10 protein-coding genes, 1 tRNA gene and 2 pseudogenes are annotated in these 8744 nt (G+C 63.4%); 9 read left to right on the top strand and 4 right to left on the bottom strand.

What is annotated here, in order from left to right; genetic code table 11:
* The 7 genes and pseudogenes from M2432_RS25165 to M2432_RS25135 all read left to right on the top strand — a co-directional run.
* Positions 1–356, top strand: a pseudogene (locus M2432_RS25165) (YncE family protein); the annotation flags it as partial.
* Positions 357–724: 368 nt separating this feature from the next.
* Positions 725–1981 (top strand): DUF4010 domain-containing protein, encoded by a 1257-nt coding sequence (locus tag M2432_RS25160; RefSeq protein WP_280829561.1) that lies wholly within the window; start codon positions 725–727, stop codon positions 1979–1981.
* A gap of 309 nt (positions 1982–2290) precedes the next feature.
* Positions 2291–2689 carry a hypothetical protein gene (locus M2432_RS25155; RefSeq protein WP_280829560.1) on the top strand — a complete coding sequence of 133 codons (399 nt, stop codon included), beginning with the start codon at positions 2291–2293 and terminating at the stop codon, positions 2687–2689.
* Positions 2690–2796: 107 nt separating this feature from the next.
* A complete protein-coding gene (locus M2432_RS25150; RefSeq protein WP_280829559.1) occupies positions 2797–3318 on the top strand; it encodes a pyridoxamine 5'-phosphate oxidase family protein in 522 nt (173 codons plus the stop codon).
* Positions 3319–3521: 203 nt separating this feature from the next.
* On the top strand, positions 3522–5030 hold the full coding sequence (locus M2432_RS25145) for a multicopper oxidase family protein (protein ID WP_280829558.1): 1509 nt from the start codon (positions 3522–3524) through the stop codon (positions 5028–5030).
* 114 nt (positions 5031–5144) lie between these two features.
* Positions 5145–5411, top strand: a complete 267-nt coding sequence (locus tag M2432_RS25140) for an SHOCT domain-containing protein (protein ID WP_280829557.1) — start codon at positions 5145–5147, stop codon at positions 5409–5411.
* Positions 5412–5416: 5 nt separating this feature from the next.
* Positions 5417–5977: a hypothetical protein gene (locus M2432_RS25135; RefSeq protein ID WP_280829556.1), complete on the top strand. Its 561-nt coding sequence runs from the start codon at positions 5417–5419 to the stop codon at positions 5975–5977.
* 29 nt (positions 5978–6006) lie between these two features.
* Here the strand turns inward: M2432_RS25135 and M2432_RS25130 are convergent, their stop codons facing one another.
* On the bottom strand, positions 6007–6210 hold the full coding sequence (locus tag M2432_RS25130; protein WP_348536338.1) for a helix-turn-helix domain-containing protein: 204 nt from the start codon (positions 6208–6210) through the stop codon (positions 6007–6009).
* Between the two features lie 206 nt (positions 6211–6416).
* On the opposite strand from M2432_RS25130, the pseudogene M2432_RS28005 reads away from it, so the two are divergent.
* Both M2432_RS28005 and M2432_RS25125 read left to right on the top strand, forming a co-directional pair.
* Positions 6417–6656: pseudogene (locus M2432_RS28005) on the top strand (hypothetical protein); the annotation flags it as partial.
* On the top strand, positions 6607–6999 hold the full coding sequence (locus M2432_RS25125) for an ADP-ribosylglycohydrolase family protein (RefSeq protein ID WP_348536337.1): 393 nt from the start codon (positions 6607–6609) through the stop codon (positions 6997–6999). The pseudogene M2432_RS28005 and the gene M2432_RS25125, both read left to right, overlap by 50 nt.
* 146 nt (positions 7000–7145) lie before the next feature.
* Here the strand turns inward: M2432_RS25125 and M2432_RS25120 are convergent.
* From M2432_RS25120 to M2432_RS25110, 3 genes are all read right to left on the bottom strand, one after another.
* Positions 7146–7219 (bottom strand) — tRNA-Leu (locus M2432_RS25120).
* Positions 7220–7355: 136 nt separating this feature from the next.
* Complete coding sequence (locus M2432_RS25115; protein ID WP_280829555.1) at positions 7356–7817, bottom strand: nuclear transport factor 2 family protein; 462 nt, start codon at positions 7815–7817, stop codon at positions 7356–7358.
* Positions 7818–7834: 17 nt separating this feature from the next.
* Positions 7835–8734: a pyridoxamine 5'-phosphate oxidase family protein gene (locus tag M2432_RS25110; protein WP_280829554.1), complete on the bottom strand. Its 900-nt coding sequence runs from the start codon at positions 8732–8734 to the stop codon at positions 7835–7837.
* Positions 8735–8744: the final 10 nt, after the last annotated feature.

Genomic DNA, 8744 nt, shown 5'->3' with positions numbered 1-8744 from the left:
ACGGTCAAGTACTCGACGCCGTCGCTCAGGTGATGTTCGTCGGATGCGCAGACAACGCCACCCTGGTCACGGTCGACCTCACCACCAAAACGGTCGTCGATCACCAGCAGGTCGGCGACGATCCCGACGTGCTGGCCTACGACCCAGCCCGCCATCGCATCTACGTGGCCGCAGAAAGCGGCTGGGTCAGCATCGCCGAGCACGACCACGGCCACCTGCGCGCCCGGGGATCGGTTCACGTGGCCGACGGAGCGCACACATTGGCTGTCGATCCCGGCACCGGAAACGCGTTCCTGCCCATCGCCGACGCCGGCCATGGGTCTCCGCAGCTCTGGGAGTACTCCCCCACCAATTGACCGATATTGGGAGTGTCCGCACGCGACCAGCGGGCGGTCACAGCCGTTCGCCGCGCAGCGATGTGCACCACCCTCCCCCTTGTATACGCCGACAGCAGCACGACCCCACCCCGGGCGAGGGGCGAAACTTCGGATGCCTTTAAGACCGTCATTGACCTAGGCGCATCAGCAACGAGTGCCGTGCAGATTCTGCACCCGATAACTACATAGGTAACGAAGCCGAAGCCCTCCGGCCTTCGGCAGGGTCGGGCGCTCCCCCCCGAGATACTCGAGCGTACTTAGCGCAGTCGTGGTCAGGTTGGCGCCCCGAGCCATTAGAGTGATGGAGCTGGGCAACGTCTAGTTGGTCTGCTGAATAGGGAGCCGTTGTGAGCTGGCAGCAGGTCCAGCCGTTCCTTGTGGCGCTAGCCATCGGGTTGCTGCTCGGCTTGGAGCGCGAGCGCAGTCACAGCCGCAAGCTCCCCGCTGGGTCGCGCTCGTTCGCATTGCTGTCGCTGGCCGGGGCGGTCGCGGCGAGCTTCGGCGAGTGGGTCGTGGTGATCGGGTTTGTCGGCGTCGGCGCGGTGGTGGCGCTCGCCTACTTTCGTACCAGCGACGAGGACCCGGGAACCACCACAGCGATGGCCGCAATCGTCGCCTACATGCTCGGTGCGCTCGCCTACACCCGCCCAGCGGTAGGCGTGGCCCTCGCCGTGGTCGTGGCAAGCCTGCTCGTGTCGAAGACCCGCATCCATCGTTTCGCCCGCGAGATCATCAGCGAGGTCGAACTAGAAGACGCCATCAAGTTCTTAGTCGTCGCGTTCGTGATCCTGCCGCTGCTACCGGATCGCGGGCTCGGACCGTACGGTGTGCTCAATCCAGAGAAGGTGTGGCTTCTTGTCGTGCTGCTCACCGGTATCGGCTGGGTCGGCTACATCGGTGTGCGGGCCCTCGGCCCCGAACGCGGCCTGCTCGTCACCGGCTTGGCCAGCGGGTTTGTTTCGGCAAGCGCAACGACGGCATCAATGGGTCGGCTCAGCCGGACAACGACGAGCTTGCGCGCGCCGCTCGCCAGCGCACTGCTGGCCAGCCTGGCCACCCTTGTCCAGCTGCTCATCGTGATCGGGCTCGTCGACGTCGAAGTGCTGCGCCGGCTGTGGCCTCCAGTAGTTGCCGCAGCGGCCGTGCTGGTGGTCGTAGCCACGTTCGTCTATCGGGGAGCCATTCGGACTCATCAGAACATCGCTGCGCAGGGCGAACACGTCGAGGCGACGCCCGCAAGCCGCCCTTTCGCTTTGCGGCCTGCCCTCGTGCTGGCCGCGGTGCTAACGTTCGCTCTGCTCGTCGGCCGGTGGGGAGCTGACGTGCTCGGGCCCAAGGGCACGGTGCTGGCCGCATTCGCCGCGGGCCTCGCCGATGCCCACGCCGGCGCGGTTGCCGCCGCCAGCCTTGCCGCTAAGGGCGACATCACCGTCGACACTGCACTAGTTGCGGTCGCTGCGGCCCTTGGCTCCAACCTGCTCGTCAAGACAGTGCTGGCGTTCACCGCCGGCGGTCGCCGGTTCGGACTTCGGTTTCTCGCCGGGATGGCCGTGCCGACCTTGGTATTCGGTGTGGCCTTAACCGTGACGGTAATCGCTGTGTGAACCCCGGGGGACGCTCTGCTGGCATAGCGGCAGCAAGTCTCATACCCCGTCCGACCCGAGCTGACCCCTCGGCACCCATACCGAAGACGGTCTCGAGTTAGAGGGCCATTCGAGCCGCGTTTGGGCCCGTCGCGTCGCGCGGCCAGCCCTCCCGGTCATCCCGGGTGTCCCGGGGTCGCTCGCGGGATCGATCCGATACGGCGTTGCAGGCGACCCACGCTCGTGGCCTGGGCGCGGAGGACCTGCGCGCAAAATAGTTGTGACTAAATGCCCTCGTTCGCGCGGCAATGTCATCCGCACGATCAAGACATGACCGACACACCCGAATCACAGACAGAACCAAAATCTGCGCAGCACCGCAACAACCGGTCTGACCGACCTAGTGCACTCAATCAGGTGGCGGCCTGGGTGGGCATCATCGCAGGAATCACATTCATCGCGGCGGTGGTCTTTTTCTCGGGAGTCTGGATTGCCAGCGCGTCCGGCCACCATTTCTGGCATCACGGCTACGGCAACAGCGGTCAGATGGGACCCGGTCAAATGGGGTCCGGCGGCATGGGGTCCGGCGGCATGGGACCCGGCTGCATGATGGGACCAGGCGGCATGATGGGACCAGGTCAGATGGGACCAGGTCAGATGGGTCCAGGAGGTTCGATGACGCCTCAGCCGTCGCCGCCGACCCCCGCTCCCGGCATGCCACGCCCCTAGCACTGCGCTGGTAGCGCATACAGCTAACGAAATCCGCCACGGCAGTTGATCGCCCGGAGCGGGGCACAGACTCACCTCCGCCGACTGTTACCGAAAGGGAATCCCCAGTGGCTGCCGAAGCGGCGGGCTTCGAACTTGTTGAGCGAACGCTGCGTCGTGAAAGTTTCGGCACGCTCTCGACGGTGAGTGAGAACGGACGCCCGCACGCGACTGGGGTGGTTTATGCGGTGTCGCCGCGTGGCGAGTCGCTGATCTTCTACGTCACGACGAGGACTACCACTCGGAAGGTGCGAAATATTCGCATCCATCCTGACGTCGCCTTCGTGGTCCCGGTTCCCCGTCGGCTCCTACCTGGTTTTCCGCCTCGGGCCGTTCAGTTCCAGGGCACGGCGACGGTTGTCCCAAGTGGGCACGACGGTGCGCAGCGAGCGTTCGATTCGTCATGGTTTCTCCGCCGAATCCTGGTAACCGAGCAACGCATCGTGACCGAGGGCGGCGACGTGTGCTTTATCCGCATCCAGCCAGACCCAACGGTTTTCACCTACGGCATCGGTATATCGATCTGGGATAACATCCGGCATCCGCGCAGCGCCATTGGCCAAGAACGGATTCCAGATGATCGCTTGTAGAAGCCGGAGGCACCGTTCCTCTAACACGATGCGGCCCGACCTCAGCCTTTCGGTGTGACGCGATAGCACGGGCCGCAGAGAGTCGACACAGTGCGGATAGACAGCCGAATCTCCACGGGCGTTGTGGGACGTTCACCCCTTGCCGAAAATACCCCCCAAGGGTATACCTGCTGTCACAACCCCGAACGGAGCGTCACGAGCGGATGAGTAGATACCAGCGCGCGTCGACGGGATTAAGCCGACGCGCATTTCTGGCGGGCAGCGTTGCCGCAGGCGCGGTGCTGGCCTCCTGCGCGCGGTCACCCTCGCAATCAAACCAACCCTCACTCGACTTAAAGGCAGCGATCAACCGCACCGACGCAAGACGTCCCCATTCGGGCCGCACCGTTACTGCCACGCTGACCCCGCAGCAGGCCACTGTCGACCTCGGCGGAGTCAACGCCCACACGCTGGCCTACGGCGACGTCATTCCCGGGCCGCTGATCCGCGCCAATGTCGGCGATCAGGTCGCCGTCACGGTGACCAACCATCTGGATCACCCCACGTCGGTGCATTGGCACGGGATCGCACTGCGCAACGATATGGACGGTGCCGACCCCGCAACAGCCAACATCGACGCTGGACAGTCGTTCACCTATCGGTTCTCCGCCCCGCACTCAGGTACGTACTGGGCACACCCACATACCGGCCTCGACGCTGACTACGGCCTGTATCTGCCCGTCATTATCGACGAACCCCGCGAGCGGGGTGATTATGACGCGGAATGGATTGTCGTCCTTGATGATTGGACCGATAGCATCGGTCAGAGTCCTCAGCAGATTTTCGACGGTCTTCGCGGCCAGCAAATGGGTCAGATGCCGGGCATGGGCAGTATGCCGACGATGGGCGGAGTTGGTTCGAGCAGTCTGCTCGGGGGGGACGCCGGCGATGTCCGTTACCCCTTCTACCTCATCAACGGGCGCGTCCCCGCGGCACCCACGAGCTTCACCGCAAAACCGGGCCAACGCATACGGATTCGGCTCATCAACGCCGCGTCTGACACCGCATTCCGCGTCGCACTCGCCGGGCATGCGATGACCGTCACCCACACCGATGGCTACCCTGTCGTGCCGACCGAGGTTGACGCCGTGCTGATGGGCATGGGCGAACGTTACGACGTCACTGTCACCGCCCACGATGGCGTCTTCCCGTTAGTGGCCGCAGCCGAGGGCAAGAACGCTGTCGCCCGCGCATTACTGACCACTTCCGCAGGTGCATCGCCCGACCCCGGATTCCAGCCCACCGAACTCAATCGCCGCATCGGCACCGTCGACATGTTCACGGCCACCCCCGACGTGGACCTGCGACTTGGACAGCCCGACGTGAACCTGCAAGCGAATCTGTCGGGCGACATGATGCACTACGACTGGGCCATCAACGGAAAGCCCTACGGCAGCAACCAGCCCATCGGCATTAAGCAAGGCCAAAAGGCAATGCTGAGCTTTACCAACTCCACGACGATGTGGCATCCCATGCACCTGCACGGACACACCTTCCAAATCATCAAGGCGGACGGCAGCCCCGGCGCACGCAAGGACACCGCCATCGTGCTACCGAAGCAGACCCTCGGCGTTGCCATCCTTGCCGACAATCCTGGTATCTGGATGCTGCACTGCCACAACACCTACCACCAGGCCGCAGGAATGATGACCAGCCTCAACTACACCGCGTAACCGAAACAGGGGATTGAGTTGTGGCCGAAAGTCCCTTGGTTGTCATTCCTTTGGCACCAGTTGCGACGGCATCCGACGCAGGACGATGGGCGAACAATCGAAGGAGGCAGCACCATGATGTTCTGGTACGACCACGACATGAGTGGATGGGGTTACGCCGGGATGGCAATTGGAATGGTGCTGTTTTGGGTACTGGTGGTCGGCGGCACCTTCGCACTCGTCCGCTACGTCAGCGGTGACCAAAGCAGCCGCTACACCACACCGCCCGAACAACCCAACCCGCAACAACTACTCGCTATCCGCTTCGCTCGCGGCGAGATAGACGAAGACGAATATCGAAGGCGCATCGCGATATTGCGTGAACACCGTGAACATGTCTGACCGCCATGGCTAGGTTGACGCGACGGGCGGCGATCACTGCGCTCGGTGCCGTGGGAGCGAGCAGCGTCGTAGGTCTGGGGTATGTCCTTCGCAGCCTGTTCGGACCGCCCTCGACGGCTATCCGCCTCACCGACGGAGGCGGTTTCATGGGCGCCGGCCAGATGGACATGAGCCGCTACATGGAGATGTTCATGCGGCACAGCGAAATCAACCGTGTTGTTGAGGACATTCCCGGCGGCGTGCGCACCACCACCGAATCGAAGTCCCCAGACCTCACCGCCCAACTACAGGCACACGTTTCGAGCATGTACGCCCACCTCGATCAGGGAACCGAGGTCATGTGCATGAGCCAAAGCCTGCCGACTCTCTTCAGTCGGGCCAGCGGCTACCGTCGTCAGCTCACGTTTACCACTACCGGGGTAATCGCCGAGGAAACCGCCGATGATCCCGCCCTCACGGAAACCATCCGGGCACACGCCCGAGAGGTCACCGGATTCGTGAACGAGGGAATGCCCGCAATGATGGAAGGAATGATGGGACCGGGCGGCATGATGGGACCACACTGAGGCCGGACCACTACGAACACTGGTCCAAGTTAGGCGATCTTGTAGTTGTAGACGGGCTGGCGGCTGACGCCGTATTCCGTGGCGAGTGCGGTAACCGATTCGCCCTTGGCCAGCCGTTCGCGTAGCTGGTTCGCCTGCGTTGACGAAAGTAATGCTTTGCGTCCCTTGTACTTTCCGGCCGCTTTGGCGATAGCGATTCCCTCGCGTTGGCGTTCAAGGATGCGCTGACCCATGTACATCTCCTGGTTTGACCGTACTGTCAAATTCGAATCCAGGATGTTGTTGGGCAATTGTCAATCTATTCCCGAAGCGGCGCTAGTTTGACACCGAAGAATGGCCATGCCGATGTCGAGTATGGGTGTACTCCAGATGGACACGTCTAGGCAGAAGCCACGTTCGGAACCGGCGGTACGGAACGGAAGCAGGCCGACAAGTTCAAGCGGTGCGGGATGCACCTCGCGCAAGCGGCGAGTCCATCGAACGACCCAAGGCTCTGGACTCCGAGAAAGCCGCTTTGGCGCAGCGTATGCACGCCTCTGGCGAGTCCGCCAGTACGATTGCGACGGCCCGCGGGGGTGGGCGGTGGGGCGTTCGGTTGGGAGCCCGGCGAGTGGACCGACGACACCTCCATGGCAATAGCCATCGCCGAGGTCGCCGCCACCGGGGCGGACCTACGTGACGAGGGTGCGCTCGACGCCATCGCCCGGCGCTGGCATGAATGGTCACAACACGCCAAAGATGTTGGGGTGCAGACATGCTCAGTTCTGACTCACACGGGCCGACGCGGCATCTCGGCGCGGACGGCACGGGAAGAGTCTGCCGCGCTGCACCACCGCAGTGGCCGCACGGCAGGGAACGGCTCGCTGATGCGGACCGCACCGGTGGCGCTGGCTTACCTCGACGACGAAGCAGCCCTCGTGGAGGCGGCTCGTGCGGTCAGCGAGCTGACGCACTTTGACCCCGATGCCGGGGACGCCTGTGTGCTGTGGTGCCTGGCCATCCGAGGGCAAGGGCCGCGATGACGCTGGATGGCTATGCCGACCTGTTCGACTCCGACCTGGACCAGGTAGCTGTAACTGTGTCCAAAATGTGGCCACGGCAGGCCAATTAGCCCGCCTGTTCGACATCAATAACGGCTCTATCAGCATAGATATCGCCAGAGAGGCCGTGCCCCCAGTCGGACTCGAACCGACACTGTGCGGATTTTAAGTCCGCTGCCTCTGCCAATTGGGCTATGGGGGCGGGCAGCGACCGAAATCGTGCCGAGATGACGTTAGCGTCTGGCCGGCAAGGGCGAACACGGCGGTCCACCACCAGCCCGAACCCTGCATCGCAGCAGCAGAGCCCTCAGCCTAAGCCGCCCACCAAGGTGACCCGCCTACTGGAGCGGAATGTCCACACCGTGTTCGCTGGTCGGCCGCGGCCCGAAGTAGCGGCGGTCCGCTTCAGTGATGACCACGTCGTTGATGCTGGCCTCGCGACGCCGCATGAGCCCGTACCCGTCGAACTCCCACAGTTCGTTGCCGTAGCTGCGGTACCACTGCCCCGCAGCGTCGTGCCATTCGTATTGAAAGCGCACCGCCATGCGGTTGCCGCGAAACCCCCACAGGCTCTTGCGCAGCGCGTAGTCGAGTTCGCGTTCCCACTTGCCCGTGAGGAACTCAACGATCTCCGCACGCCCAGTGACGAACTGGTCGCGGTTACGCCACACCGAGTCCTCGGTGTAGGCCAGGGCCACGTGGTGCGGGTCGCGCGTGTTCCAAGCGTCCTCTGCTGCCTGCACCTTCTGCATCGCGCCGTCCATGTCGAACGGCGGAAGCGGCGGGCGTAGCTCAGACATGTTGTCTCCCTTCGTTGTTACGGCGCTGTGGTCGGGCTGAGTTCGGTCATCGTGGTGGCGACAATCAGCTCAGGGGCGAACTGAACGCGGCGTCCAGTGGAATTATCGTCGCCTCCAGAGCGGACATCCCACACCACGTCGGCGGTACCGGACAGTTGCAGTGCATCGCCGGTGCGGAAGTCGACGAACAGCAATGCCGCCGCAGCGTCGACAGCCAAGTTGCCCAAGCTGTTGAACATGTTGTTGCCGGGAAAATCTGGCCACCACAGATGATCGGGTGTAACGCGGACGAAGCCGGCAGGACCGCCACGATGCGAAGTGTCGTTGCCCGACGTTGGATGTGTTGTCCCGACGAAGAACGTATCCGCGGCCTGAACTAGATCAATATCGTTGCTGTGCAGCATGTTTCCCTGGTATCGCAGTCCTCGCACCTGATCGCCACCAGCGTCCTGGATTTGACGTTCGGAAATGTATCGCGGGCAGTTGCCGAACGCCTGGTTTACATCGAGCGTGAGCCCGCGCGAGGTCACCGAGGTCAGTTGACCGTTGATGCGTACCCGTCGCCGGGTGGCGAAGTCCATGACTATGACAGCTGCCGGTTGCCCGGCGCTCAGCCCCCAGAGCGGATCCGGTTCGGGCAGGGCGCTATTGATCTGCAGTACGGTCGGCCCGGACGCCTGCAGGAAACCGGGCGACCCCAAAAGAGGTGAGGTCCAGAGCCGACGCGACCGGTCCCGGGCAGTGATCGCCGCGAACAGCGCATCGGCTACGAATCCAGCCATACCTGCTCGCAGTTCACCCGGAGCGACCATCCGAGCCAACCGGGAAGCCTCGGCCTGCACACCGGCCTGTCGCTGCACCGCCAGCTCACCACTGTGGAACCCCACAGTGGCGGGCCAGCTGTTCTGATTCGTCATCTGAAGCTTC

It is taken from the genome of Mycobacterium sp. OTB74, from assembly GCF_029892685.1.
GTDB lineage: Bacteria > Actinomycetota > Actinomycetes > Mycobacteriales > Mycobacteriaceae > Mycobacterium.
Note: the sequence above shows the minus strand (reverse complement) of the source record. Positions and strands in the feature narration are given on the sequence as shown.